The 26,126-nt window shown below is 38.9% G+C and carries 22 protein-coding genes; 16 read left to right on the forward strand and 6 right to left on the reverse strand.

Annotated elements, in window-relative coordinates; all coding sequences use genetic code 11:
• Nucleotides 1-118 precede the first annotated feature (118 nt).
• From yfmF to P9Q65_RS03075, 5 genes are all read left to right on the forward strand, one after another.
• A complete protein-coding gene (gene yfmF, locus P9Q65_RS03055; protein ID WP_304507720.1) occupies nucleotides 119-1,378 on the forward strand; it encodes an EF-P 5-aminopentanol modification-associated protein YfmF in 1,260 nt (419 codons plus the stop codon).
• The gene (yfmH, locus tag P9Q65_RS03060) at nucleotides 1,365-2,612 is read left to right on the forward strand and encodes an EF-P 5-aminopentanol modification-associated protein YfmH (protein ID WP_304507721.1); all 1,248 of its coding nucleotides are present in this window, start codon (nucleotides 1,365-1,367) and stop codon (nucleotides 2,610-2,612) included. Before yfmF ends, yfmH begins: the two co-directional genes overlap by 14 nt.
• Before the next feature lie 344 nt (nucleotides 2,613-2,956).
• Nucleotides 2,957-3,862, forward strand: coding sequence for a prolipoprotein diacylglyceryl transferase (gene lgt / locus P9Q65_RS03065; protein WP_304507722.1), 906 nt, complete (start codon nucleotides 2,957-2,959; stop codon nucleotides 3,860-3,862).
• Between the two features lie 64 nt (nucleotides 3,863-3,926).
• A complete protein-coding gene (locus P9Q65_RS03070) occupies nucleotides 3,927-5,837 on the forward strand; it encodes an ABC-F family ATP-binding cassette domain-containing protein (protein WP_304507724.1) in 1,911 nt (636 codons plus the stop codon).
• 81 nt (nucleotides 5,838-5,918) lie between these two features.
• Nucleotides 5,919-7,202, forward strand: a complete 1,284-nt coding sequence (locus P9Q65_RS03075; protein ID WP_330695168.1) for an HlyC/CorC family transporter — start codon at nucleotides 5,919-5,921, stop codon at nucleotides 7,200-7,202.
• Nucleotides 7,203-7,488: 286 nt separating this feature from the next.
• Here the strand turns inward: P9Q65_RS03075 and P9Q65_RS03080 are convergent, their stop codons facing one another.
• Nucleotides 7,489-8,775 (reverse strand): glycosyl hydrolase family 18 protein, encoded by a 1,287-nt coding sequence (locus P9Q65_RS03080; protein WP_304507725.1) that lies wholly within the window; start codon nucleotides 8,773-8,775, stop codon nucleotides 7,489-7,491.
• 85 nt (nucleotides 8,776-8,860) lie between these two features.
• Complete coding sequence (locus P9Q65_RS03085) at nucleotides 8,861-9,904, reverse strand: TlpA family protein disulfide reductase (RefSeq protein WP_304507727.1); 1,044 nt, start codon at nucleotides 9,902-9,904, stop codon at nucleotides 8,861-8,863.
• A 475-nt stretch (nucleotides 9,905-10,379) separates the two neighbouring features.
• Here P9Q65_RS03085 and P9Q65_RS03090 point away from each other — a divergent pair, with 475 nt between their 5' ends.
• From P9Q65_RS03090 to P9Q65_RS03100, 3 genes are all read left to right on the forward strand, one after another.
• Complete coding sequence (locus P9Q65_RS03090) at nucleotides 10,380-11,063, forward strand: response regulator transcription factor (RefSeq protein ID WP_304507728.1); 684 nt, start codon at nucleotides 10,380-10,382, stop codon at nucleotides 11,061-11,063.
• Nucleotides 11,047-12,591: a sensor histidine kinase gene (locus tag P9Q65_RS03095; protein ID WP_304507729.1), complete on the forward strand. Its 1,545-nt coding sequence runs from the start codon at nucleotides 11,047-11,049 to the stop codon at nucleotides 12,589-12,591. The genes P9Q65_RS03090 and P9Q65_RS03095 overlap by 17 nt, the downstream gene beginning before the upstream one ends.
• Nucleotides 12,592-12,705: 114 nt before the next feature.
• On the forward strand, nucleotides 12,706-14,244 hold the full coding sequence (locus P9Q65_RS03100; RefSeq protein ID WP_304507731.1) for a copper amine oxidase N-terminal domain-containing protein: 1,539 nt from the start codon (nucleotides 12,706-12,708) through the stop codon (nucleotides 14,242-14,244).
• A 76-nt stretch (nucleotides 14,245-14,320) separates the two neighbouring features.
• On the opposite strand, the gene P9Q65_RS03105 is transcribed toward P9Q65_RS03100, so the two are convergent.
• Nucleotides 14,321-15,205 carry a PHP domain-containing protein gene (locus tag P9Q65_RS03105; protein ID WP_304507732.1) on the reverse strand — a complete coding sequence of 295 codons (885 nt, stop codon included), beginning with the start codon at nucleotides 15,203-15,205 and terminating at the stop codon, nucleotides 14,321-14,323.
• Between the two features lie 152 nt (nucleotides 15,206-15,357).
• Here P9Q65_RS03105 and P9Q65_RS03110 point away from each other — a divergent pair, with 152 nt between their 5' ends.
• From P9Q65_RS03110 to P9Q65_RS03130, 5 genes are all read left to right on the forward strand, one after another.
• On the forward strand, nucleotides 15,358-15,786 hold the full coding sequence (locus P9Q65_RS03110; protein ID WP_304507733.1) for a TIGR04086 family membrane protein: 429 nt from the start codon (nucleotides 15,358-15,360) through the stop codon (nucleotides 15,784-15,786).
• A gap of 198 nt (nucleotides 15,787-15,984) precedes the next feature.
• A complete protein-coding gene (gene secD / locus P9Q65_RS03115) occupies nucleotides 15,985-17,223 on the forward strand; it encodes a protein translocase subunit SecD (RefSeq protein WP_304507735.1) in 1,239 nt (412 codons plus the stop codon).
• 13 nt (nucleotides 17,224-17,236) lie between these two features.
• On the forward strand, nucleotides 17,237-18,112 hold the full coding sequence (gene secF / locus P9Q65_RS03120) for a protein translocase subunit SecF (protein WP_304507737.1): 876 nt from the start codon (nucleotides 17,237-17,239) through the stop codon (nucleotides 18,110-18,112).
• 294 nt (nucleotides 18,113-18,406) lie between these two features.
• On the forward strand, nucleotides 18,407-20,182 hold the full coding sequence (gene recJ / locus P9Q65_RS03125; protein WP_304507739.1) for a single-stranded-DNA-specific exonuclease RecJ: 1,776 nt from the start codon (nucleotides 18,407-18,409) through the stop codon (nucleotides 20,180-20,182).
• Between the two features lie 13 nt (nucleotides 20,183-20,195).
• Nucleotides 20,196-20,708 carry an adenine phosphoribosyltransferase gene (locus P9Q65_RS03130; RefSeq protein ID WP_304507740.1) on the forward strand — a complete coding sequence of 171 codons (513 nt, stop codon included), beginning with the start codon at nucleotides 20,196-20,198 and terminating at the stop codon, nucleotides 20,706-20,708.
• A 195-nt stretch (nucleotides 20,709-20,903) separates the two neighbouring features.
• Here the strand turns inward: P9Q65_RS03130 and P9Q65_RS03135 are convergent, their stop codons facing one another.
• The 3 genes from P9Q65_RS03135 to P9Q65_RS03145 all read right to left on the reverse strand — a co-directional run bounded on the left by P9Q65_RS03135 (nucleotide 20,904) and on the right by P9Q65_RS03145 (nucleotide 23,624).
• Nucleotides 20,904-22,328, reverse strand: coding sequence for a radical SAM protein (locus P9Q65_RS03135; RefSeq protein WP_304507742.1), 1,425 nt, complete (start codon nucleotides 22,326-22,328; stop codon nucleotides 20,904-20,906).
• A 76-nt stretch (nucleotides 22,329-22,404) separates the two neighbouring features.
• A complete protein-coding gene (locus P9Q65_RS03140) occupies nucleotides 22,405-22,941 on the reverse strand; it encodes an HdeD family acid-resistance protein (RefSeq protein ID WP_304507743.1) in 537 nt (178 codons plus the stop codon).
• 119 nt (nucleotides 22,942-23,060) lie between these two features.
• Entirely contained in the window at nucleotides 23,061-23,624 is a 564-nt protein-coding gene (locus tag P9Q65_RS03145; protein ID WP_304507744.1) for a TetR/AcrR family transcriptional regulator, read from the reverse strand.
• A 255-nt stretch (nucleotides 23,625-23,879) separates the two neighbouring features.
• On the opposite strand from P9Q65_RS03145, the gene P9Q65_RS03150 reads away from it, so the two are divergent.
• From P9Q65_RS03150 to lepB, 3 genes are all read left to right on the forward strand, one after another.
• Nucleotides 23,880-24,857, forward strand: coding sequence for an AEC family transporter (locus P9Q65_RS03150; protein WP_304507745.1), 978 nt, complete (start codon nucleotides 23,880-23,882; stop codon nucleotides 24,855-24,857).
• 156 nt (nucleotides 24,858-25,013) lie between these two features.
• Nucleotides 25,014-25,358: a 50S ribosomal protein L19 gene (gene rplS, locus P9Q65_RS03155; RefSeq protein ID WP_304507747.1), complete on the forward strand. Its 345-nt coding sequence runs from the start codon at nucleotides 25,014-25,016 to the stop codon at nucleotides 25,356-25,358.
• 147 nt (nucleotides 25,359-25,505) lie between these two features.
• Nucleotides 25,506-26,126: a signal peptidase I gene (gene lepB / locus P9Q65_RS03160; protein WP_304507749.1), complete on the forward strand. Its 621-nt coding sequence runs from the start codon at nucleotides 25,506-25,508 to the stop codon at nucleotides 26,124-26,126.

Raw genomic sequence — 26,126 nt, forward strand, 5'->3', positions numbered from 1 at the left:
CGGCGATGGGGGTGTTTTGAAAATTTTTTATAGCTGAAAATTAATTTTCAGGCAAGTCACTGCTTATTTTTCCTTCTTTGGGAAAGAATAATCCAAAAGAAGAATTTGAGGTGATGAAATGAACTCCTTGGAAAGAAAGATGCCAAGATGCAGAATTTACTGGCTGGATGGAGAAAAGTTTAAAACAAATTTATTTGTGCTATTTTTTGAGCTGCCGTTGAAGCGTGAAACGGCTACGCAAACGGCACTATTGGCAGAGGTGTTAAAAGAGGGGTGTAAGGTTTATCCCGATGCCCGAGCCATCGCTATGGCGGCAGAGGAATTATATGGTGCTTTATGGGATATTTCAATTGTAAAAAAAGGCGATAAACAGTTATTACTATTTTCTTTAGAAACGGCAAAGGCGGTGGAGGTAGAGGATGCCATGGCATTTTTAAAAGCCTTATTTGCAGAGCCGTTGACCAAGGACGATGCTTTTTTGGAAGATGTTGTGAAACGTCGTAAAGAAATTTTGGCTAAAAGATTGGCTTCCTTAAAGGATGACAAACGGGGGTATGCCCAAAAACGGTGTTTAGAGGAAGCGGCAAAGGGCACACCTATGGAGATTTCTGCCGATGGATATGCAGAAGATTTGGATCAGATCGACGGAAAGACGTTGTATAAGCATTATCGTAATATATTTGGCCAGGGTACGGTAAAGGTGTTCTTCTGTGGAGACGAGGGCGAGAAAAGAAAACTAACGGCGTTTCGGAAAATTTTTCGGGGCGAGGCATCTTTGGCAGACTTAGAGGATAGGAAGGCGCTACCTAAGCAGGAGCCGGTTTTCATAAAAGAAAATACGCCGATGGAGCAGGCTAGGCTATTGTTGGCTTTTGATACGAAAGCCGAATGGGGCAAACGAAGTTATGCCGCAATGCTGGTTCTAAATCAGCTTTTTGGCGGGGACCCGGATTCTTTGCTTTTTCAAAACTTACGGGAGAGAGATGGTCTTTGTTATGACATAAAATCCTATATTTATCCATTGACAGGGCTTTTGTTTGTACAGACCGGGATAAAAGCGGAGAATGCAAAAGAAGCCGCAGTGGGAATTTTGAAGGCACTGGAAGAACTGGAAGAGGATTCGGTGGATGAGAAAAAATTGGAGCAGGCCAAAAACGGATTGTTACGGCAATACAATACCATTGCCGATCAGCCATGGGGGATGGTTGACTTTTCTGTAGAACAGGTTTTGGCAGAAGGCGAACGTGGATTGAATCCTTTTTTACGGCAAATTCAATGTGTAACGGCAGAAGATGTCATCCGCATGGCAAGCAGAGCCAAATTAAGAACCATTTATTTATTAAGCGGTAAGGAGGCAGATAAAAATGCAGGAAAGTGATGCAAATAAAAACGGAACCATGTGGCGTAAACTACCATCAGGATTGGACTGCTATTTTATCCCTATGCCAAATTATGAAGAAAAAATGGCGGCAATTGTGGTGAAAGCTGGATCCAATTTTTTGGCATGTAACCATAGTAAAGAGGAAAGGCCTTTGCAATTTCCCCAAGGAACGGCACATTTTATTGAACACAGGCTTTTTCGGCAAAGATGGGGGGATGCTTTTATTGCATTCAGCAAGCAAGGGGCTTCTGCCAATGCGTTTACCGATTCGGAAAAAACAGTATATTACTTTAGTTGTCAGGATAATTTTTTTGAAAACTTACGCCTGCTTTTAAGCTTTGTACAAAATCCTTATTTTCTGGAAGAAGAAACAGAACAGGAAAAGAGTATTATTCAAAACGAAATTACCATGTATGACGATAATCCGGATTGGCGGGTATATTATCAGTTGCTGCAAGCCATGTATCATAACCACCCCGTCAGAAACCCCATTGCGGGAGATCATAATGCCTTGGAGAAAATTGATGATAAGGTGCTTCAGCTAGCATACGATTGTATGTATACACCAGACCGTTTTAGCTTAATTTGTGCCGGAGATATTTCCCCACGGAAAATCATAGAAGCTGCCTGCATGATAAAAAAGAGAAAAAGTGGGGAAAAACCTCTTTTTGAACGGGAACCCGAAGGAGTTAAGGAAAGCTATGGGGAAGGAAAACTTGGCGTTAGCCGTCCAATTTTTCAAATGGGATTTAAAATGGCACCGGTAGAAGAGGAGCCTCTGCGTCAACGTATTTTAATGGGCATATTAATGGATGTTTTAGCGGGAGAAACCAGTGTATTTTATCAAGAGGCGTATTCCAAAAACTATTTAGATGAGCCTTTGGGTAGTGCATACTTTAGTGGAACGGGATATGCATTTTGTGCTTTTTCGGGATCTGGAGAACATGGAAAAGAAGTGAGTGAGCTTCTTTTACAGCATCTGGATCGTTTACGCACCCAAGGCGTGAGGGATGAGGATTTCCGTAGAATACACAAAAAACAAATTGGCCGTTTTATCCGAAAAAGCCAATCGGTTTCAGGAATGGTCCTTAGTCAAATTGAATGGGCTATGGATGATATGCCTGCCGGTGAAGTGTTTCACTTAATCAAGACGGTGAAGAAAAGCGAGATTGAAAAGCTTTTAAACAAAGAATTTGAAAAGGACAAAATGGTACTTTCGGTGATAAGATAATGAATCAAAACAAAAAACACAGAATCTAAAGTTTCTGTGTTTTTTACTGGTGAAAAGACTAGTTTTTTTGATATAAGGCTTATATGTAAGAGAGATATCAAAAAAATCATGATGAAGAAATGTTTTTTGGTGTAGCAGAAGGGGTTTTTCCGCAAGAATTCATTGAGTTACCAGCTTTGTTGTGGTATGATTTTTTTTAAACAGATAAAAGGGTAATTCATTTATAAGAAAACACAATTCATGATAAAACTGAAAATTGGTTAGAATACGATAATACGCTTTTGTTTTGAAAAATCAAATTTTGGTATTTTATATGAACTAGCAGGAGAAAGGTAGGTTGGCTTATGCCTGAAATATGGTTTCCCAATTTAGGGATAGAAATAAATCATTTAAGCAGAGTGGCATTTACAGTGTTTGGCAAAGAAGTATATTGGTATGGAATTTTTATTGGGACAGGGGTTTTGCTTGCGCTGATCTTAGCCATGAAGGAGGCAAAAAGAACAGGTCAGAATCCGGATACTTTTTTGGATTTTGCCCTATATGCGTTGATTTTTTCAATTATTGGCGCAAGGTTATATTATGTTGCCTTTTCATGGGATAATTACAACCAGGATCTGATAAAAATTTTTGCCATTCGTGAAGGTGGGCTTGCCATTTACGGCGGTGTCATCGGTGGCGTTTTAACTGCTTTGGTATACTGCAAAATAAAAAAATTGAATTTTTGGCAGTTGGCAGACACTGCTGCCCCCAGCTTGGTTTTGGGGCAGATATTAGGCCGTTGGGGCAATTTTTTTAACAGAGAGGCATTTGGCGATTTTACGAATAATTTGTTTGCCATGCGTTATCAGCTTTCGCAGGTTCGTCTTGGGGATATTTCCGAGAAAACACTGAGTCAGCTTCAAATGGTTAATGGTGTTGAGTACATTCAGGTTCACCCTACCTTTTTATATGAATCCCTTTGGAATATTGGGGTGTTTGCCCTATTAATTTTTGTTAGCCGCAGAAAGAAATTTCACGGACAAATTGCAGGGCTTTACTTCCTTGGCTATGGACTGGGTAGAGTTTGGATTGAAGGCTTGCGGACAGATCAATTGAGATTAGGGGGATTTGCAGTTTCTCAAGTCCTTTCTGCAGTATTGATTGTTGCGGCAGCGGTATTTTTAGTTTGGAAGAACAAACAGGAAAAACTTATTCCTGCGACCCCTGGGGTAGAAATGCCCTCGGTGAAGGAAGAAGAAAAACAAGATTAAGTATGTTCAACTTATGCCTCTGTCATTTTTGGCAGAGGCAATGCTACATATTGGAGGAAAAGATATGGTTTTATTAACGGCCGAGCAAATACGGAAAAGCTACGGAACAAGGGTTATTTTTGATGATATTTCATTTAGTATCCATGAAGGAGATAAAATTGGTTTGATCGGTGTAAATGGTGCGGGAAAATCCACGCTTTTGAAAATAGTGGCGGGCGTTGGCCATGCAGACAGCGGTGAAATGATTACCATGAATGGGATAAGAATGGCATATCTTTCTCAAAATCCGGAATTTACAGTGGGAACGACGGTATTACAACAGGTTTTTGCAGGGGATAATCCAAAGCTGTCTTTGGTAAGGGATTATGAAGAGACCATGGAACAATTAAGTAAGAATCCCGGTGACGAAAAACTCATTGCATTAGCGGCAAGGCTGGCGGAAGAAATGGATAAAACAGAAGCCTGGTCTTTGGAAAGTGAAGCAAAAAATATTCTTACTCGTCTTGGAATTTGCGACTTTGGGCAGATAGTAGATACTCTTTCGGGGGGACAAAAGAAAAGAGTGGCTTTGGCAGGAGCACTCATTGCCCCTGTGGATCTTTTGATATTAGACGAGCCAACCAACCACATTGATCATGATACGGTTGAGTGGTTGGAGAAGCATCTTGAAAAATATTCCAAAGCGTTGCTTATGGTTACCCACGATAGATATTTTCTGGATCGTGTTGCCAACAGAACCTTAGAACTGGAAAAAGGGAAGATTTATTCCTATCAAGCAAATTATACAAAATTTTTAGAGATGAAGGCAGAGCGTGAAGAACTTGAGGCAGCAGGAGAAAGAAAACGTCAAAACTTTTTGCGCACGGAATTGGAATGGGTACGTCGTGGTGCCCAAGCAAGATCAACAAAGCAAAAAGCAAGGCTCCAGCGTTTTGAGGAAGTAGCATCCCAAAAAGCACCTGAGGAAAAGCAAAATGTAGAGCTTTCTTCTGTGGGGAGCCGTTTAGGCAAAAAGACCATTGAATTGGAAAACGTTTATAAATCTTATGATGGGAAAGAATATATTAAAGATTTCAGTTATATTGTATTGCGGCATGACCGCATTGGCATCACCGGGGATAACGGCTGCGGCAAGACAACATTATTAAAGATTATGACGGGAAAATTACAACCAGACAGGGGAATGGTTCACTTTGGTGAAACGGTTAAAATTGGTGTATTCTCCCAAGAAAATGAAGAAATGGACGAAAGCATAAAAGTGTTGGATTATATTCGGGAAACTGCGGAGTATATCCAGACGGGAGATGGAAGAATCAGTGCATCCCAAATGCTTGAAAAATTTTTATTCCCTGTGGACATGCAAAGAGGTCCCATTTCCATGCTATCCGGTGGGGAGAAAAGAAGGCTCTACTTGGCAAAAGTTTTAATGAGTGCACCTAATATCCTTTTCCTGGACGAGCCTACCAATGACTTGGATTTGGAAACGCTGATGATTTTAGAGGACTATTTGGAAGGCTTTCAAGGGGCTGTCATAGCCGTTTCCCATGATAGGTATTTTTTGGACAAGACTGTGAATCGTATTTTTGCTTTTCTGGGGAAAGGTAGAATAAAACAATACGAGGGGGGTTATACAGACTACAAGACTGCCAGGGAAAAAGAATCACCCGCCAAAGAAGTAGCAAAGCCGCAAAAAACAGAAGCTGTAAAAGAGAAAGGCTCTGCTCTTATTACAAAAATGAGTTATAAGGATCAGCGTGAGTATGATACCATTGGGGATGAAATTGCAAAATTAGAAGAAAAAGTGGGGCAGATTAACCAGGCAATGGAGTCTTGCACCACGGATTACACAGAACTGCAACGCCTTTCTCAAGAGAAAGAAACATTGGAAAGTAAACTGGAAAGCAGAATGGAGCGTTGGATGGAATTAATGGAATTGGCGGAGGAAATTGAGAAAAACCGCTTAGAACGGGGCTGATTTTTCATTTTTTCTGGACGCAATAAAGCTTTTATGATATCTTGAATTTATATGATTAGAGATATGTTTTAGAAATGGAGAGTGATTTTAGTGGACGGTGCCAGTCCGTACCTGATAGGGCTTTTGGTTTTTTTAATTGGATGTTCTGCGTTTTTTTCTGCATCAGAAACCGCATTGACTTCTTTAAACAAAATTCGCTTGCGGAATATGGTGGAGGATAAAATTAAGAATGCCGATAAACTCAGCAGGCTTTTGGAGGATCCCAATGGGTTGCTAAGCTCTATCCTCGTAGGCAATAACTTGGTAAATAACGGTGCATCTGCTTTGACAACGGCGTTGGCTATCCAACTGTTTCATGGCGATGCAGGCAGTGGTGCCAGTGTTGCAACGGCATTTATCACAGTTGTTATTTTGATTTTCGGTGAAATTACTCCGAAAACCATAGCGGCGCAACAAGCGGAAAAAGTAGCTTTGGTTGTTATAAATATTATTGCCGCCGTTGTTTTTATTTTTCGTCCGGTGGTTCTGGTTTTAAATGTGGTAACAAGTGCCCTGATTCGTCTTTTTGGAGGAAAGCCCGGTATGAAACTTCCGTTAATTACTGAGGCGGAGTTGAAAACAATTGTGAATGTCAGCCATGAAGAAGGCGTTTTGGAAACGGAAGAAAGGATCATGATAGATAACATTTTTAACTTTGGGGATGCGAAAGCCAAAGATGTTATGACGCCCAGAACAGATATGGTAGCAGTTCCCTGCGATGTACCTTATGAGGACTTTGTTGCGTTGGTGAAAGAAGAAGGATTTTCTCGTTTCCCCGTTTATGATGAAGACATGGATGATATTGTGGGGATTCTTTATGTAAAGGATGTATTTTTTGTGGCAGAAAAGGATTTTTCCGCTGCAAAGTATATGAGAGAGCCTTTCTTTACTTATGAAAGCAAGCCTGTAGCGGGACTCTTCGCAGAAATGCGCCAAAATCGTTTAGCGGTTGCCATTGTATTAGACGAATACGGCGGAACCTCAGGTTTAGCAACCATGGAGGATATTATAGAAGAGATTATGGGCGAGATTGCCGACGAATATGATGATGAACAGGATGAAATCGAAGTCATCAAGGAAGATGAATTCGTGGTAGACGGCAGTACACGTCTGGAGGAATTCAATAAAATGGTGGGAAGTCATTTGGAGTCAGATGAAGTTGATACCATTGCGGGATATGTTTTAATGGTTTTAGGTAATTTCCCGGAAGGCGGAGAAGTCTTAGAGTTTGACGGATTGAAGTTTGTTGTGGAAGAAATGGATAAGAATCGAATTTCTAAATTGCGGGTATATATCAATCAAGCCTCGGAAGGGGAAGAAGAATAATCACAAAAGAAAAGCGATAGCCTAAATGCAGACGATCGCTTCAGACTTTTGAAAAACCTATTTAAAAAACGGAAGAGTTTCCCAACTAGAATCCGCAGGATGAGCTTTGCCCATCCGAGGAAAATAGGGCGTTTCAAGACTTTTGGGTCGCAGGAACACATCTATTTGTCCTCTGTCAACTTGAAAAAAGCTTGAAGAAACTGAGCTTTTTTCAAAGGGTGTCGATTTTATCGACACTCTGAAGCGATAGCCTAAGGGGCTATCGCTTTTGTTTTCTATAATTTAACTATACACCAAACTTTTTAATATCATAAGCGTTGGACAGGAGCATCCAATTTTGCACAAATGGCCGCATGATATTCCAATAGCCAAAACCAATAAAACCATATTCCTCAGCAAGTCGTATTTTTGCATCAATACTTCTTGCATCCTCAAACCAAACGACATGGGCGCTGCCCTCTTCATCGGTATAGAAGAAATAGGGGCTTTGCCCGATTTCGTCAAAAAGAATTTCGGCACGAAGATCCATGGCCATTTGAACAGCTTCCTGATTCCCCAAGGTTACCGCTCTGTTTTCACCTCTCAGGAAAGGAAGGGTCCAGTCGTAGCCGTAATTTGGAATGCCCATAATAATTTTTTCCGGAGGTATCTCCTGAACTGCATAGTCATAAACCTCCCGTACTTTATTTAAGGGAGCCACAGCCATAGGAGGGCCATAGGCGTATCCCCATTCATAGGTCATAAGAAATATATAATCGGCAATTTCACCGATGCGCTTGTAATCATGGGCTTCATATAATAAGCCCTGTTGTGTTGCTGAAGTTTTTGGAGCCAAGGCAACAAAAACCTTATAGCCTGCTTCGCTCATTGCACCTTTTAATTGAGAAATAAAACTGATAAAGCCCTCTTTATCCGTTGGTAGGACAAATTCAAAGTCTACATCTACGCCGTAGTATCCTTTTTGTCCCATTACAGTTAAAAGATTGTTAATTAAATTTTCTCTGGCGGCAGGATCATTGACTACTTGAGAGATTAATTTATTACTGAACTTTTCATTTTCATCTAAGGGTGTTAATACCAGAATGGGAGCGGCATGATATTCTCTTGCCGCAAGAAGAAGGCCTTCGTCATCCGGAGGAATCAGTTGTCCATCAGGATAGAAACCATAGGAAAAAATAGATAAAAACGATAAATAGGGTACCGTTTGATTCAATACGGTGGACTCGATATATGGGTATGCATAGCCATTCACCAGATAGCTTTCCCCAGGGCTCTTTTTAAATGAAATAATCAGGGTTTGCCCCGGATAGAGGGTACTTGTGGATGCTAGCTGTGGGTTGTTTTGCAGCAATTGGATTTCTGATGTTCCGAATTTTTGTGCAATGGAAAATAAGCTGTCTCCTTGCTGTACCTGATAAATTTCTTCCGGTTCTAAAATCAAAAGGGCTTGCCCCAAAGTTAAAAGGTTTGGGTTCCCAATTGCGTTGTTTTCCATGATCAGTCTTGGAGTTACATTATATTGTTCTGCAATTGAATAAATTGTGTCGCCGGCACTTACGATATGGATTGTCATTGGCCCACCTCCCCTAATAGTTTATGCGTAATTTCATAAAAAAGAATTTAAAAAGAACGCATTCTTTAGATGCGTTCTTCATAAATTATTCGCCTGTTTTTATCTTTTCCAACATAGATTGTGTTGTTTCCATATAATAATCAAGATCTTGTACGCCTTCAATTTTTGTAGAGAAAGGTTTTCCTGTGTTATCTACAAAAATTGTGGTAGGCAATCCGTTCAAATTGTCAATAATCCAAGAGGCCATATTTTGATCCGGTACTATTGTGGTAAAGGTTACTCCTGCTTCTTGATATGCTTGCTCCACTACTTTTTCTGCTTCTTCCCCTGGAGTATCAATGACAACTTGTACAAAATTAATGTTTGTATATTTTTGTTTTAGCTGTTCGTAGAAAGTCTGTAAAGTGGTTAGCTCGTTGATGTCAGGGTAGCAATAGGATGCCCAAAAGTTTATCACAGTTAAATCATAATCATAAAACACGGTGCTTGTAATAGGATCGCCTTTTAAAGTGGTAGACATAAAATTAAGGTGTTCTTTATCTTCAGCAACCTGTGCCTGCACGGTGCTTTCATCCGGTGGAAAGGTTTCGACGGTTTGTCGTAACGAAGGCAACTCGGATTTCAAGGTATCAAACATCTTTGCAGAGTCTTCAGAAAATTTGGGGGTGCTACCAATATAGTCTGTCAAGTAATAAAAGTGAAAGCCTTCTTGTGCGGGTAACTCTTCACAATTTTTAAACAACGCCAGTTCATCCTTCATTGCTTGGGAATCAACATTTTCGTCTCTTATTACTAAGAGGGTGAAAATTGGAATCATTAGCTCTTCCACCGGGGTTTGAGAATCTATGTTATTCAATTCATCCATGTTTTCGTTTGGCGTGTAATCATATTCAATCTTAGCATAGATTGCCCCTGCAACATCAACAAAGGTAACAGGAATTAAATTCACATTATCTCGTTGAAGCCATTCTTTTGGAAGGCGATAGGCCAGGCCACATTGTTCAAAGCGGTAATTGGTTTTTAATTCTTCAGCGCCATCCGTTGGCTCTGGGGTATCTTCTTTCCCACATCCTCCTAACATGTTAAGGGATAGCAGCAATGCAAGAAAAAGAGCAATTTTTTTTCTCATTATTAATCCTCCTAAAAATCATAAAATAAAACAAACATTTCCGTATATTTATTCTATTTTTTATTAAATTAAGCGTATCTCTCAAAGGCAGCATAAACATTTTCATGGATAAGTGAAAAGTGATTCCTAATTATGGGATATTATCCAAATTATGATTTATGTGTTACATCATTATACAAAAAAAACATAGTAGCCGCAATGGGCAAGGTAATAGAAATTTTTAAGGTTTTTTTTAATTACTTTTTAATCCGTAAGCAATCCCGTTTTAACTGCATCAGCGTATACTTTTTTAAATGTAAAATAAAAAATCTATATGCGAATATGACGGAAAATTTACGAGGGTTTCCTTTAGGATATTAGGTAAAGCATGTAATGGCATACTTTGGTAAAAAATGGAGTTTAAATTTGTCAGTTTTACTTAATTTCCCCGTTTTTATGGTATAATATACCTATACTAAGAAAAGGAGAATGGAAAATGGCACAGAAAAAGGTTCTTTTAATAGAAGATGAAGTGAAATTGGCCCGATTTGTAGAACTGGAACTCAGATATGAAGGATACGAGGTGACTGTGTGCCATAATGGAAGAGATGGCATGACTTTAATCAATGAAGGAAATTTTGATATGATTCTTTTGGATCTGATGCTACCCGGTTTAACGGGGATAGAGATTTGCCGAAGAGTGCGCAAAACATCTAATGTCCCCATAATCATGTTGACGGCTAAAGATGAGGTGATTGATAAAGTGGCGGGGCTTGACAGCGGTGCCGATGATTATTTAACCAAGCCGTTTGCCATTGAAGAGCTTTTGGCAAGAATGCGTGTAGCGTTTAAACATTGTGAGGACAAGCTGACAAAAAAAGTTCTGCTACAGGTGCAGGATTTGGAAATTGATACAGAGAAGCGCTTGGTTACTGTTGGCGGAACAACGGTTGAGCTGACGAAGAAGGAGTATGAGCTTCTTTTGTATTTGGTGCAAAATAAAAATATTGTATTAACAAGAGAACAGATTTTAAACGAAGTTTGGGGATACAGCTATATTGGAGAAACAAATGTTGTGGATGTTTACGTGCGTTATTTACGGGCAAAAATAGATGAAACCTTTCAGAAAAAGTTTATCCATACCATACGAGGGGTAGGGTACTATGTCAAAGAAGAATAAAAGTTTATTGTTTGGTGGAATCAAGCACATGGCAATCGCCAGAAAAATCACACTATTATATGGAGGGATTTTCTCCTTTTCTCTCCTTATTATTAGTTTGTTTATGATACTGAATATTACTGCGATACAGCAACAAACCATAAGAAGGGAACTTACTGCCACCATTTCCAATATTGAGAATTATTTGCGACAAGGAAACTCACTGAGTAACGATGCGCTGCAAGGTTTATTGGACAATAAGTACGTAGAGGTAAGTATATATTCCCAAGAGGAAAAAGTATATTATTACAGTCATTTTGGAGAAGGCCCTTTTTTTACACAATCCAATGAGTTCAACTTGCAAGGTTCCAATGTATATTTTGTAAAAGAAGAAGAATTGGCGGCGCAGAAGCAACGTGCATTTGCGGAAAAGGGATTTAAAATCAATGTGCAAAAAGAAGACCCGGAAAACTGCACAGAGTATATTCTGGAAAATAGCAAAAGGCAACAATTGATGCTGATTTCTACGGTTATGCCTAGTAAAAAAAGTTTTTATCGTGTAGATGTATTTAAATCAATTGGATTAAATACAAATTTTCTTCGGGGGTTTATTATAAAACTTGGAACCGTAGATTTTATTGGAATTTTTTGTGCTTTTTTAATTGGCCGCTATATCAGCCGTCGGATGTTGCAGCCGGTAGAGGCAATTCGTTCTGCGGCGGAGCGTATTACCATTGAAGATTTGAGCCAACGTATAGAGACGGAAGGGCCGGAAGATGAAATGAAGGAGTTGACGGTAACGTTTAACTCTATGATTGATCGTTTGGAAAGTTCTTTTCAGCGGCAGAACCAGTTTGTTTCGGATGCTTCCCATGAATTAAGAACACCGATTTCTGTAATTCAGGGTTATGCAAATTTAATTAATCGCTGGGGCAAAAGTGATCCGGATATTTTACAGGAGTCTATAGATTCTATTTTGGGTGAAACGGAGCACATGAGTGCGTTAATTCGAAAGCTTCTGTTTTTAGCAAAAGGAGATCAGAACCGTATGCTTGTGCAGAAGAAATTTGTTTCCTTGAACGAAATTGCAGGGGAAATTGTAAAGGAGCTGGAGATATTAGAGGTTCCTCGGGAAATTATATTTGAAGAAAAAGATAGAGTTGAGATATGGGGTGATCCTGACCTGATAAAACAGTTACTTTGGATTCATGCGGAAAATGCTTTAAAATATACAAAGGATGGCGGGTTAATCACCGTTCGAGTCTGGAAAGATAAAAAAAATGCCTATGTTTCTGTAAGCGATAATGGGGTGGGAATTTCTCAACAGCATTTGCCTCGGATATTTGATCGGTTTTATCGTGTGGATCAATCAAGAAACAAGGGGATTTCCGGTACAGGTTTAGGGCTTTCCATTGCAAAATGGATTGCAGATAGCCATTTTGGATATATTTCCGTAGAAAGCAAGAAAGGGGAAGGAACAACCTTTATGAATGCCTTTGCTCTTTGTGGTAACTCAAAGAAAGATGGGGGAAAGAAGAACAGCCAGTGAAAGAGTTTTAAAATTTCCTTAATTTTTCTTTTTTTGTTTGTAATGGGAAACATTAGGGAGTATAATCTAAAAACACGTGTATGTGTGACAAACATTTTTAAGGGGGAAATACTTATGAGAAAAAAACTAGCCGCACTTCTGTGCGCGGTAATGTGCATTGCAGCATTTAGCGGATGTTCTAACACGGAACTGGGTTATCTGCAGATGAGTGCGGATATGTTGAACAAACTTGAGGTTTGTGAAGCATCAGGCAAGGTGAATGTAGATGTAGACGTTGATGCAATGAAGGAATATGTTACAGATATTTCTAAAGCTGCAGGGTATACAGACGAGATGATTCAGGAATCCTTACAGGGCTTGAAAGAGTTTGAAGGCAAGAAAACTGTTGTAGTGGATTATACAATCAAGATGGACATGAATGACCTGAGCTACTATTTAAACATGGATGTAACTTACGGTGGTAAAAAATACGACATGGGCGATATGTACTTTGCAATGAAAGATGGTATTTATGTTTCAGGAGATACCGTTTGGGGTGTATATCAGCTGATGAAAGATATGGCAGATGAAAATGAAGGAAGCTATCTCTTAAATGAAGATTTTGGAAAAGAGCTGAAAGCAGCATTAGGCGAAAGTAAATATATTAGCTTAATGTCTATGAAGGAAATGGGTCTGACAGACGAAGAAATGAAAGATATCGTTCCAGAAGGCGGCTTTGGCGATTTGTATGCTTCCGTAATGACCTTCTACAAAAATGCTTTCTCCGGATTTACTACAAATATGGTAAGTGAAGTTTCCGGCGGATACAAGATCCAAGCGGATGGCAAGGCAGTAGCACAGTTATTGGTTGACTTATTAGATTATGTTGGCAATAACCCTGATACAGTGTTATCTGCAACAACAACATACATGATGGATGTTATGAAGGCTATGGATTCTTCTCAGGAAGATATGGATGCATTTAAAGAAGCGATGGACGCTGCAAAGGAAGAGACTGCTTCTATTAAAGCGACAACAGATTCTTTAAAAGCTATGCTTCAAGAAGCAATTAAAGAGCCTGCTGTTTCCAAAACACTGGATAGTATGGCATATGAAGCAACAGTCACAAAAAATGGTGCTGCTTTTAATTCCAAAGAAGTTTTCTCTATTACAAATGGTAGCAAGAGTGTGTTGAAATTAACTACCGATGGAACAGTTAAAGCAGGCAGCGGAAAGATCACTGCACCTACAACAAGCATCAGCACAGCTGACTTTGAAGAAAAAATGGCAGAAGTGGAGGAAAAATACAATCCTGTTACCGGAGTAACTGTTCTTTGGGGCTGGGAAGGTGATTCCGAAGCTATGCTGACAAAAGAAAGAGCAGAAGAATCTTTCTTTTCAAGTGCCGATGATTATGACACAGCAGAGTTTGTTGTTGAAGACGGTCGCGTTTATTTGCCTTTGCGTGTAATTTGCGAAGCAATGGGCGAGAATGTTGAATGGAACAACGCAGAAAAAACAGCTTATATCGTTCGTGGAGAAGAAAAGACTGCATTGGATGGTATTATACAGGATGGTAAATCCTTTATCAGTGTGCGTGATTTTGAAAAATTAGGCTACAAAGTAGATTATCAGAAAGTAGATGGCTTAAAGCAAGTAACTGTATCTAAATAAGAATTGAAACGTTAAAAATAAAAGAGCAGCATCTTAGATGCTGCTCTTTTTGTATAAAAAAACATTGTAAGTTCCTTTATTGCAAATTGCATTTTTTCAATTCTTTTATTTTGGGTTTCATATTTTCCCATAAAATATAGGGGATGGACAAATTTCCTTTGCCTGTTCCCAAAGAGATAAGCGGTTTGTTATTACCGTGAAAATCACTGCCGCCGGAGGGGAAAAGATGGTGTTTTTTCGCTAATTTCATCATATTTTTTCTTTGGGATGGGGAGTAGGTTGAGTAAAAGCATTCAATTCCGTCTAGGCCCAAAGGCACTAATTCAGAACAAAGGGAATCCAGTTGGTCTTGAGCGAGGTTATAGAGCGTAGGATGGGCGAGGATGCTGATGCCTCCTGCCAGATGAATTGTTTGTATGCATTCAGTGGGTGTTAAAAGAATTTTGGGGACATAGCCGGGAAGTCCTTGAGAGAGATATTTAGAAAAAGCTTCTTGTCGTGTATAGACATATCTTTTTTTCAAAAGAATGTTAGCAAAATGGGCACGAGTTACGATTTCTCCCCCTGCATTTTCCATAACTTCTTCCATGGTTACAGGAAGACCGATTTGGGTTAGTTGAGAGGCCATTTTTATATTTCTGTTTTGCCGATTGTTTTTCATGCGCTCCATCTGTTCAGTCCAAACGGGTGCTTTTGGGTCAAACCCTAAACCAACAATATGCAGTTCAGGTTGGTGAAAGCTAGGGCACTTTGCAGCCAGTTCAATGCCCGCAATAGTTTCCACCTCGTGTTTTTTTCCTGCCATAAGGAATTGTTCTAATCCATCTATGGTATCATGATCTGTAAGGGCGATGGCACAAAGTCCCTGTTTTTTTGCCAGTAGTACAAGACCCTCAGGTGAAAAGGTGCCATCGGAGCAATAAGAGTGGGTATGCAAGTCGATAATGCCATTTTTTTCCATATTCCTGCCTCCTTTACTGTCAAGTATACCACAAAAAAGAGTGGAAAGTAACTTTTTATGGAAGGTAGGGGTGGGAAGGATTTTAAAGATAGTATCATATTTCATGAGCTTCTCCCATAAAATAAACCAAAGCAAACTGGGAGAGGATAGTATTGAAAAAGAAAGAGAAGATGAAAAAAATACAGAAAAAAAGAGAAGTAATGGAAAATCAAGGAAGTAAAGGCTGGGTCTGCATGATGAAAGGAATGGCCATCGCTTATGCCATTACTTGTATTTTCTTTATTGCTTATGGGCTAATTCTTACATACACGAATATTTCTGAGCAGAGCCTGCCTATGGTTGCATTGGTATGTACGGCCATTTCTTCGGCCATAGCCGGGTATGACTGGGCAAAATGTCGCAAGAAAAAAGGACTACTTATGGGATTGGCCGCTGGTCTGGTGTACACAATCCTTTTATTTATTATAACAGCCTTAGCAAGTGACACCTTTACTATGGGAATATCGAAAATTATGACTTTAATTGTTGCTCTAGCAGGCGGTGGAATAGGCGGTATTTTGGGTGTTAATGGGAAAAAATGAAAAAAGACTTGAAAAATTTGCACAGTGTGATATACTAACTGCTATGAGAGGCTGTAATTTCCCACATTACATAGGGTTTTGGAGACTTTCTAATTAAAAAAATTTGAAATAGGCTGGTTTCTCCTTCCTTCTATAAAGGAGAACCGCCTTTCTTTTGTGCAAAATCACTTTGGCACAAAGATTTCAGGAGGGCTCAAAATGAAAACAAAGGGAAGATTAATGTTACTGCTAATGCTTATTATTGCATTAGGCCTAAGCGCATTAACCTATTACGGAATTGGTAAGGACAAGCAGCTTAGTGTTAATGATATCAAACAAGGCTTGGATTTAAGCGGTGGTGTTGATATTTTGTATGAGGCTGAGAAGGATACTGTTACAGACCAGGAAATGTCTGCTGCGATTTCTTTACTGCAAGGCCGTTTGGATTGGAATGGTTGGACAGAGGCAGAGGCAGCGCAGGAAGGTACTAAGCGTATTCGTGTTCAGATTCCTGGTGTGGATGATGCAGAAAAGGCAATACAAGAAATTGGACAAACAGCACAGCTTATGTTTGCGGATGAGGACGGAAAGGTATTGCTGACTGGTGACATGGTAAAGGATGCTACGAAACAAGTAGGGGCAACTTCAAAGAATGGTCCGTCTGTACCCTATGTTTCATTGGAATTTAATGATGAAGGAAAAGCAAGGTTTGCTGAGGCAACAAAAGAAAACATCGGAAAGAAAATCATGATTGTAATGGATAATGAGGTAATCAGTGCACCTACCGTACAGACTGCAATAACAGATGGAAATGCCATGATTACGGGGCAATTTACCGGAGAAGGTGCAGAAAATTTAGCATCGTTAATTAGAGCAGGTTCTTTACCGTTTAACTTAGAAGTGATTCAAATGAGAAATGTTGGTGCAAGATTGGGTGCAGATGCTCTTTCCACCGGTATTACCGCTGGTTTAGTTGGTATTGCACTGGTACTTTTGTATATGCTTTTTGCATATAGGGTGTTAGGTTTTGCAGCTGATTGGGCATTAATTATATATATTGCCTTGGAGTTATTGTTCTTAAGTTTGTTCCATATTACTTTAACACTACCAGGTGTTGCCGGGATTATTCTTTCCATTGGTATGGCGGTAGATGCGAATGTTGTCATATTTGAACGAATCAAAGAAGAACTGGTTATAGGGAAAACACTGCGTTCTGCGGTGAAGATAGGTTTTTCAAGGGCATTGCCTGCCATTGTTGATGGTAATGTAACTACGTTAATTGCGGCGGTTGTATTGTTCTTTTTAGGTTCCGGTACGATAAAAGGTTTTGCTACTACGCTAATGATTGGTATCATTATTTCAATGTTTACTGCGTTGGTTGTGACTAGAATTATTGTAAATAGTTTGATAAAAGCAGGATTCCATAACCCAAAGAACTATGGATTTCGAGTAAAGTAAGGAGGCGGCAGAAATGAGGATAATAGAAAACAGAAAGAAATTTTTTGCCCTTTCTTTAATATTGATAATTATTGGTTTTGCATCAATGTTTTATCAAGCTAGTAAGGGAAACGGCATGCTGAATTGGGATGTTGAATTTACGGGCGGTACAGCAATAGAAATTGATATGGGCGAAGCTTTTGACCATGAACAGTTGCGTGGGATTATTGATAAAGTCACAGGACAAAATAGTCCGCAGATTCAGGATATTATAGGAACAAATGAAGTTCAGGTCAAAATACAATCTATTGATAGTGAAACGAGAGGAAAGCTGTCAGAAGCCATTAAGGCAGAGTTCCTTTCATCAGATATAAAATCAATAAAAGATGTAAGTGGTACAGTAAGTTCAGAAATGCAGAAGGCAGCAATGAAAGCAATTCTTGTTGCTTGTATTGCGATGTTAATCTATATCTCGATTCGATTTAAAGATATTAGAGCAGGCGGCAGTGCAATTATTGCTTTGTTACATGATGTGTTGCTTGTAATAGTAGCATATGCTATTTTCCGTATTCCTGTAAATAACGCATTTATTGCGGTTTTACTGACTATTTTAGGTTATTCGGTAAATGCAACAATTGTAATTTTTGACAGGGTGAGAGAAAATCATAATAGATTTTCAAAACATCAAACCGCAGAAAAAATTGATAAAAGTATTGCACAAACGTTGGCTAGATCCATTAACACTTCTATTACTACGTTCTTTACTGTAGGTGCGATTTATGCAATCGGGGTTCAATCGATTAAAGAAATTGCCCTTCCTATGATGGTAGGTATTATTGTAGGGGCATATTCTTCAATTTGTATTTCTGGTTCCATTTGGTATTCTTTATTACCCAAAAGGGATAAGTAATGTGAAACAATAACAAAAAACAGCAGGACATTGTTCCTGCTGTTTTTTAGTGGAAAAAACTTTTTGGAGTGCTATTAATTCCTTTAAAAATGGGGATGGAAGGCGTTTAAAAAGCATCATTGTTTTTCATTACCCTTAAGGTATTTCAAGGAAATGATTGTGTTTATTTACAAATGATAAAGGAAGTATGAAGAGAATACGTAATGCTTTATGCTAATTATGAGGTGTAAGAACATTCCTTCTACCATTCCTTTTTCAATATGATATAATAATAAGGTTGAAGGAGTTGTTTGGATGAAGCGATGGTTATTGAAAAGATCCAAAATAGATACGTCTGTTATGGCGAAGGAACTGGGTGTGAAAGAGACAGTTGCTTGTATTCTTGCAAACAGGGGCCTTGGAGAGAGACAGTGCGCAAGAAATTTTATATACGGAACGATGGAAGATTTAAGAGACCCATTCTTGATGAAAGACATGGCTTTAGGGGTCAAGTTGATTACCCAAGGGATAAAAGAAAAAAAGAAGATTGCTGTTTACGGCGATTATGATGTGGATGGTGTTATGAGTACCACAATTCTTTATCGAGCTATCCTAAGATGTGGCGGGGATGCTGTTTATTATGTGCCTCACCGACAGAAAGAAGGATATGGATTAAATTTGAAAGCTGTAGAAGAATTGGCAAAAGACGGGGTGGAGGTACTTTTCACTTGCGATAACGGAATCTCTGCGCTGGAAGAAACAAAAAGGGCAAAAGAACTAGGGATGACTGTTGTAATTTTAGATCACCATGAGCCGGGATTTTTGGAGGTAAATGGAGAAAAGGAAGATATTATTCCTTTTGCAGACGCGGTGATTGATCCAAAACAAAAAGGTTGTAATTACGTTTTTCCTATGCTTTGCGCAGGGGGGATTGCTTATAAATTTGCAATAAAGTTGTTACAAGCTTTCGAAATAAAGGATGAAGAATTGGAGAAAGAGTTTTTGTGCTTTGGCGCCATAGCAACAGTGTGTGATATTGTAGATTTAAAGGATGAAAATAGAATTCTGGTTCGACATGGTCTGAAGGAGATTCAAAGAGCAACAAATATTGGCTTGCAGGCATTAATGGAAGAAACGGGAATAGGCGATAAACAGATAACGGAATACCACTTTGGGTTTGTGATAGGGCCTTGCATTAATGCCACGGGGCGGCTGGAAAGCGGCGAAAAAGCGGTTGCCTTATTTTGCGAAACAAACCAGGCAAAAGCGAAGGAGATTGCCAAAACATTAGTAGAACTTAATGGGGAAAGAAAAAGTCTTACAGCCCAGGCTACGGAGCGTGGCATGGAGAGGATTGAGCGAGAACACTTATTAAATGAAAAGGTTCTGGTTTTATATGACGAGGATACCCATGAAAGTATTGCCGGAATTGTGGCGGGAAGGATAAAAGAACGTTATTACCGTCCTGTGGTTTTAATTACCAATGGAGAGGATGGAGCCAAAGGATCGGGAAGAAGCATTGAGGGGTATAATTTATTTGAAGCCCTTTTTCAATGTAAAGAACTGTTTACCCGTTTTGGTGGGCATGCTATGGCTGCAGGGTTATCTTTACCGAAAGAGAACATTCCTATTTTGCGAAAAATGTTAAACGATACATGTCAGTTAACAGAAGCGCAATTGACACCTGCTTTACGTTTGGAAAAGCAACTGCTGTTTTCAGAGATTGACTTGAAGTTGGCAAAGGAAATCAAGGCGTTAGCCCCTTTTGGCAAAGAAAATCCATCACCTTTATTTGCTTCCAAAAATATTTCTGTGGATAAGATGGATTTGATTGGAAAAAACAAAGACATTCTTCGTATGACCTTATCCGAGGGAATCAGTGGGATACGTCTTGCAGGGATATCCTTTGATGGGTATGGCGATATGCTGAATTTATTAAAAGAATTGTATCCGCAGGAAGAATGTGATAAAATGATGTGCGGTGGGCAAATAGCCCCAAAAATCGACTTTGTATATTGCATAGAAATTAATACATATAAAGGTAGAAGTTCTGTGCAATTAATGATAAAAGATTTTAGGCTTTCAAAATAAGGAGGAGCGACAAATGGAATTAAAAGATAAAATCAGATCTATCCCTGATTATCCGGAAAAGGGGGTTATTTTTCGGGATATTACTACCTTGTTAAAGGATACAGATGGCTTGGTAGAAGCAGTAGATCAGATGCAGAAAATGCTGGAGGGACAGGAATTTGATTTGATTTTAGGACCTGAATCCAGAGGCTTTATTTTTGGAATGCCAATTGCATATAACTTAAAAAAAGGTTTTATCCCTATTCGTAAAAAGGGCAAGCTTCCTGCCGAAGTTGTCAGCAAAGAGTATTCCTTAGAATATGGCACGGCTGTTATTGAGATGCATAAGGATGCCGTTCAGCCGGGACAAAAGGTTGTGATTGTTGATGACCTTTTGGCAACAGGCGGAACAGCTACAGCCATCGTGGATATGGTTGAAAGTATTGGTGCAGAAGTGGTTTCCTTAAACTTTTTGATTGAGCTGGACTTCTTAAATGGCAGAAAAGTTTTGGACGGTTATCATGTGAATACAGTAATTCATTACTAAAATAAGAAAAAAAGTGCTGTCTTGTAATTTGGAAGAAGCACTTTTTTTATGGCAAAAAGGCTGACATTGTAAAAATATCAGCCTTTAAAATATTGTGGATATGAATGCAGGACAGCTTTTTTTATTCACAGAACTTATGGATATATGGACTTTGAAAAAGGAGCCTCTGTTTTTATACTTGTATTTATTATGCCATTAGGAAACAATTCGATTATGATTGGTATTTTCCGGTTTGTAGTTCTCATATTTTGGTTCTACATGGGGATTTTCTTCCCAAAGCTGCTCGGCGCAGGGGGTCCAAGCTTTTGCGTATTCATGGCATTTTGCACAAAGATGTTCCGCAGATTCCGGTGACTGGAGATCCGTAGATTGTGCTCCCGTTTCTTGAACCATTTTAACTAGGAATTCTGGATTTTCAAGCATAGGGCAAGGCCTTAAATGATTTTTGTTAAAGGGTTGATGATCCCGATACGCCATGAAGATAGGTTGTTTTAAAATTTCCAGTAACGTATGGGTTCTGATATTTGCATTGGAATAGTGGATAAATACACACGGTTCCGCATCACCATTAGCGTTGATATGGAAGTAATTTCTTCCCCCTGCAATACACCCGCCAACATACTCACCGTCATTTTGGAAGTCCATGGTAAATAGCCCTTTTCCGTTACGCATATCTCTAATTTCTCGAACACGTTTATACATGAATTTACGTTGTTCTACCGTTGGCAGTAAATCCACAGCAGCATCGTTTCCCACGGGCATATAGTGGAAATAAAATGCATATCGGTTTCCTTTTTGTACCAATAAATCCACAAATTCGTCGCTGACTATTGTTTCAATATTTTTAGAAGTATAGCAAATAGAGGTGCCGAATATTAAACCGTATTTTTTCAACAGATCCATGGCATGCATTACTTTCTCATAAACACCCTTTCCTCGGCGCAAATCGTTTACTTCGGAAAATCCCTCCAGGCTAAGGGCAAGATAGAAATTCCCAACTGCTTGCATTTCTTTACAAAGATTCTCGTCCACCAAGGTTCCGTTGGTATATGCCAAGAAGGCGCAATCATTATGTTTTTTACATAGTCGGATAATGTCAGCTTTTCTAACCAAGGGTTCTCCGCCGGTTAACATATAAAAATAAATGCCCAGTTCTTTGCCTTGCATAATTACACGATCCATCTCTTCGAAAGTAAGATTTAGTTTGTTTCCGTATTCGGCGGCCCAGCATCCTGTGCAATGCAAATTACAAGCACTGGTGGGATCCATTAGAATTAACCAAGGAACATTGCATTCGTGAATTTCTCGCATTTTTCGAATGGTTTTTGTTCCGCTAAAAAAGGATTCAAAGCCTAAATTCAGGGCAGTTGTTTTTAATACATGAGGATGAACTTCTTCAAAAAGCCTGTTTATGTATTTGTTTAAAGTGCCATCTTTGGCAGAAATCATATCTCTGGCGGTGTTAAAGTTGATATCCAGTTTCTCATCTGACATATATTTTTCCATGAGGTCAAGAAGCTTTCGTATCATTTTTTCTCTGTTTTCCTCTGAGCTATGCTGTGCGGCGTTGATGGCTGTGCTAAAAGCCATCTTTCCTGCCGTATGTGAAAGTGTACCCATCGTAATTCCTCCAATTCTTTTTTTGATTTTAGAGAATTATAAAAGTTTTGTTATTGAAGCCAATTGCAGGAGTGCTTTAGTTTACTACTTTGACTGTATAAAGCACGATCCAAAGATTAAGGCAGCCATCAAAGATGAAGTTTAAGCCAAGGAAATGCAATAAAGTATAAATTGTGCCCATGGGCTTCACAATGAGAAGGACAGCTGCCAAAGCTGTTCCGAGTGCCAGAATCAGGATAAGCCACCATTTTTCCAGCCCAAATTTTTTTGCATCCAAGGTGGTTTGAATTTTTAATACGGCGTCAACTAAAATAATGATACCTATCATGGTTGGGAATATGTTGGTGATGGGTTTCACAAAATAGAAAATGAGAAAACCCATAGTCAAAGAAAAGAGCCCCATGGCAAAATCAAACTGAAATGCCAATTGGTAGATATCTTTGGCAAAGTAGCAAATTAATTTAATGACTCCGTATCCCATAAAGACGACACCCAAAAGATAGCAAAGGGATTGAAATGCAATTTGCGGGTTTGGAAGCAGGTAACATCCTAGGATGATAAAGATTAAAGCCGGTATACAAGAGACGAATTTCGTTTTGCATATGCTTTTCAAGACTACACCTCCTTCTCTGCTATAGCTAGTTTATCCCTTTACCCCAATGAATAGTACGGATAAAAAAAGGATAATGCACAAAATTTGTGCATTATCCTGATTTTGTCTAAGGTTTTATTTTATGCATCCCCGTTAACACCAGCTCTTAAAGCAATTTCCACGGTGTTTTCAAAAATATCAGACATTTTTTTAAGGAATGTCTGAGAATCCTCCTCCATGCCGTTTTTAATCCAATTAATAATCATCCCTACCAAGGAAAAACGGTAAAAATCGCAGACGAATTTTGTGTTTTCTTTTGGAATTTCTGTATCGAGTACGAGATGATCAATATAGTTTTGTAAAATTATTTCGGAAATATTATATAAATAGCTCACAAAGACATCACGACTTTTGGAGTAGTAAATGTGGGCAATTGATGTTTTATAGTTTGTAATAAAGGCTGCGATCCGTTGAAACTCTTCATAACAAGTATCGGAACTTTGTTGATCTTCTAATACTTTTTTTGTTTCGGTAACCAGTACGTCTTCCATGAGGTCATAAATATCTTTATAGTAATAATAAAAAGTATTGCGGTTAATCCCGCATTCCTCAACAATATCTTTTATGGTAATCTTGTCGAAAGACTTTTTTAAAAGGAGGTCTAAAAAAGTTTCGCGAATTGCTTTTACTGTAAACAGTGACAAAAGTGCTCACCTCTATTCTTTTTTGCACATCAGTGCATATTTCGGATGCAAGCTCTACAACTAGTCTATGTATACTATATAAATAAAATACCATTTTTCGACTTAAATGGGAAGGGGGGTTTTATATTTTAGAATGATTTTGAAACGAGAAAATAAAAGGTTTCTTCATTGCTATTTCCAGAAATTTTTGCTAATATGAAAAATAAGAAAACAAAATTTTTAGTGGCTTTCGCAAAAGAAAAAAAGAGGCTTTTTATGCCGACATACAAAAGAGGATTTACAAAGGAGAAGCTTATGTTTGGTCAATTTTTTGTGTTATTTGCTTTAATGGCAGTGGGGTATTTGTGCAGCAGAAAAGGTTTTCTGAATAATGAGATGACCGTGGGCGTTGGGAACATTGTACTTTTTTTTACCATTCCGGCACTGTTGTTTTCAAGCTTAGCCAATACCAGGGTTGAAAAGGATATGCTGCTGAATTTTGCCACGGTGGTTGCCCTGCATTTTTTTGGCTCGCTGATTTTTGGCCGTATCATTCGGATGTACTATCGTTTTCGTAAGTTTGAAGAAGCCCATCTTGATATGCTTGAAGTTACAGCGGTATCTGTAAACAACGCATTTATTGGCTTTCCCATTGCACTTATGTTTTTTGGCGAAGAGGCAGTTGTATATATGTCTGCCAGTGTTTTGGGGCTGAACCTTTATGTGTGGAGTATTGGTTTATATATTATAAAAGGAATCAAGGGAGAAAGCCTAGGAACAATGCTTCGCACCTTAGTGAAAGGGGCGATAAATCCTAATATTTCTTCCATTTTACTGGGTCTTTTGGCTTCAGTCGTTGGGCTAATGGCATACATACCCGGTTTTGTTCAAGATTTTATTGCTTCCTTGGGTGGAATTTCCACACCCCTTTCTTTAATTTATATCGGCGCCTTAACGGGAAATAGTGGGCTGAAATATTTATTAAGGGATCGGGAAGCATTGGAGGCAAGTCTGATAAAAATGATTGCCATGCCCATTATGACGTTCCTCTTTATTTATTTTATTCCCATGCAGCCTTTGGTAAAAGCGGTCTTGTTTATTGCCATGTCTTTGCCTTCGGCGGCGATTATTCCCATGATCGTAGGAAAATATGGTGTAGGTGTAGAAGCATCCTCAAAAATGGTTATGATAACAACTGCTTTTTCTATGGCTACGGTGCCAATTTGCGTTGCCATCAGCCATATCTGGATATGATTTTTCGAGAAAGTGTAGAAATAACAGGGAAATAGTAAGAAAGTGCTTGCACACTTATTTTGGATATGTTATAATTCTGAATTGTGATTACGGATGGTCCAATGATGCATGGATGAAATGGCATCAAGAACATCTTTGAAGGAAGGAGGAAACGAAATGGATATTATTAGAGAATTGGAAAAAGAACAGCTGAAAAGCGAAGTAACTCCTTTTAACGTTGGTGATACAATTCGCGTTTATGCGAAAGTAGTAGAAGGCACCAGAGAAAGACTTCAGATGTTTGAAGGCGTTGTTATTAAAAGACAGGGCGGCGGCATCAGAGAAACTTTTACTGTAAGACGTATTGCTTCCGGCGTTGGCGTGGAAAGAACATGGCCTTTGCATTCTCCTAGAATTGATCGTATCGAGGTTGTAAGACGCGGTATTGTAAGACGTGCAAAACTTTTCTACTTGAGAGATAAAGTTGGTAAGGCAGCAAAAGTAAAAGAAGTATTAAGATAAAAAATTTACCTCGGTGGAATTGTTTTCATCGAGGTTTTTTCGTAAGAGGCAAAAAAATTTGCCTTTTACGAAAAAGAGAAGAATAGATAAAAATCAGGTGGTAAAATCCAATTTTTTGTGGTTGGATTTGCTTGGAGGAGGATAAAAATGGAACAGACGCAGGAGCAAAGTGAACAAGTGCAGGAGCAAGGAGAGCAAAAACCAAGGGATAGAAAATCAAAAAAGAAGAGTCAAATTCCCTCTTGGCTGCAACTGATTCTTTTATTGGCTTTTGTTTTGATACTTCGTACCTTTGTATTAGGAACGGTTTATGTGAAAGGGTCTTCCATGAAGCCGAATTTCCATCATGGAGATTTGGTGTTTATCAATAAATTAGCAACCTCTATTGCTTCTCCTGAAAAAGGAGATATTGTCATTTGCCAGTTGGATTATGATGGGCAGAGGGAAAAGATCATCAAACGTGTTATTGGCCTGCCTGGAGATGAGATTGATATTGTTTGGAATGGTGACAGTGAGAATGTGGAATACTATCTATATGTTAATGGTGAATTGATTGAAGAGCCATATCTCAGTGAGCCTATGATGACAAAAGGAGACATCGAATATCCCTTTACTGTGCCGGAAGGAAGTTATTTTGTTATGGGGGACAACCGAAATGGCAGCATAGACAGCCGAAGAGTTTCTATCGGCGCAATTGAAAAGAAAAATTTAGTTGGAAAGGTTATATTCCGTTTATACCCTTTTGATGTATTTGGTTTTATTTCTTAA

The sequence above is a fragment of the Anaerotignum sp. genome (assembly GCF_030625865.1).
In the GTDB taxonomy this organism is placed as follows: domain Bacteria; phylum Bacillota; class Clostridia; order Lachnospirales; family Anaerotignaceae; genus Chakrabartyella.

Coding starts and splice junctions, on each gene's coding strand:
- yfmF (WP_304507720.1), top strand. CDS start 119: ATGAACTCCTTGGAAAGAAAGATGCCAAGATGCAGAATTTACTGGCTG.
- yfmH (WP_304507721.1), top strand. CDS start 1,365: ATGCAGGAAAGTGATGCAAATAAAAACGGAACCATGTGGCGTAAACTA.
- lgt (WP_304507722.1), top strand. CDS start 2,957: ATGCCTGAAATATGGTTTCCCAATTTAGGGATAGAAATAAATCATTTA.
- P9Q65_RS03070 (WP_304507724.1), top strand. CDS start 3,927: ATGGTTTTATTAACGGCCGAGCAAATACGGAAAAGCTACGGAACAAGG.
- P9Q65_RS03080 (WP_304507725.1), bottom strand. CDS start 8,775: ATGACAATCCATATCGTAAGTGCCGGCGACACAATTTATTCAATTGCA.
- P9Q65_RS03085 (WP_304507727.1), bottom strand. CDS start 9,904: ATGAGAAAAAAAATTGCTCTTTTTCTTGCATTGCTGCTATCCCTTAAC.
- P9Q65_RS03090 (WP_304507728.1), top strand. CDS start 10,380: ATGGCACAGAAAAAGGTTCTTTTAATAGAAGATGAAGTGAAATTGGCC.
- P9Q65_RS03095 (WP_304507729.1), top strand. CDS start 11,047: ATGTCAAAGAAGAATAAAAGTTTATTGTTTGGTGGAATCAAGCACATG.
- P9Q65_RS03100 (WP_304507731.1), top strand. CDS start 12,706: ATGAGAAAAAAACTAGCCGCACTTCTGTGCGCGGTAATGTGCATTGCA.
- P9Q65_RS03105 (WP_304507732.1), bottom strand. CDS start 15,205: ATGGAAAAAAATGGCATTATCGACTTGCATACCCACTCTTATTGCTCC.
- secD (WP_304507735.1), top strand. CDS start 15,985: ATGAAAACAAAGGGAAGATTAATGTTACTGCTAATGCTTATTATTGCA.
- secF (WP_304507737.1), top strand. CDS start 17,237: ATGAGGATAATAGAAAACAGAAAGAAATTTTTTGCCCTTTCTTTAATA.
- recJ (WP_304507739.1), top strand. CDS start 18,407: ATGAAGCGATGGTTATTGAAAAGATCCAAAATAGATACGTCTGTTATG.
- P9Q65_RS03130 (WP_304507740.1), top strand. CDS start 20,196: ATGGAATTAAAAGATAAAATCAGATCTATCCCTGATTATCCGGAAAAG.
- P9Q65_RS03135 (WP_304507742.1), bottom strand. CDS start 22,328: ATGGGTACACTTTCACATACGGCAGGAAAGATGGCTTTTAGCACAGCC.
- P9Q65_RS03150 (WP_304507745.1), top strand. CDS start 23,880: ATGCCGACATACAAAAGAGGATTTACAAAGGAGAAGCTTATGTTTGGT.
- rplS (WP_304507747.1), top strand. CDS start 25,014: ATGGATATTATTAGAGAATTGGAAAAAGAACAGCTGAAAAGCGAAGTA.
- lepB (WP_304507749.1), top strand. CDS start 25,506: ATGGAACAGACGCAGGAGCAAAGTGAACAAGTGCAGGAGCAAGGAGAG.